Origin of the sequence: Streptomyces sp. BE303, from assembly GCF_036290945.1 — a bacterium.
GTDB lineage: Bacteria > Actinomycetota > Actinomycetes > Streptomycetales > Streptomycetaceae > Kitasatospora.
Window position 1 is genome coordinate 1 of the sequence record NZ_JAQYWZ010000677.1, and the last position, 430, is coordinate 430.

Annotated in this window: 1 protein-coding gene; it reads right to left on the bottom strand. The window is 71.9% G+C overall.

Going from position 1 to position 430, the window contains the following annotated elements:
* A partial coding sequence (locus PUR56_RS16200) for a polyketide synthase (protein WP_329949447.1) occupies positions 1–430 on the bottom strand: 430 nt, incomplete at both ends.

Sequence of the window (430 nt, forward strand, 5' to 3'; positions counted from 1 at the left end):
CCGACCTGCAGCCCGCGCAGACGAGCACCGCGCCCCGAGCAGCATGCCGACACCCTCGGACCACCCCTTCCCGTCCGCACCCGCACCGAACGACTTGCACCGGCCGTCCGGCGCCAGACCCCGCTGACGCGAGAACTCCACGAACACATCCGGCGTCGGCCTGACCGGCACACCACCGACCAGCGCCATCGAGCACTCACCCGAACGCAGCGCCTGCGCGGCCAGATGCAGGGCCACCAACGACGACGAACACGCCGTGTCCACCGGCACCGCAGGCCCCTCCAGGCCGAACGTGTACGAGATCCGCCCCGTCATCACCGACGAAGCCGTACCCGTCAGCAGATGGCCTTCCAGGCCCTCCCCGCTCTCCGCCGCCCCGGTGCCGTACCCCATGAACGAGGCGCCGACGAACACGCCCACCGGCTCGCCG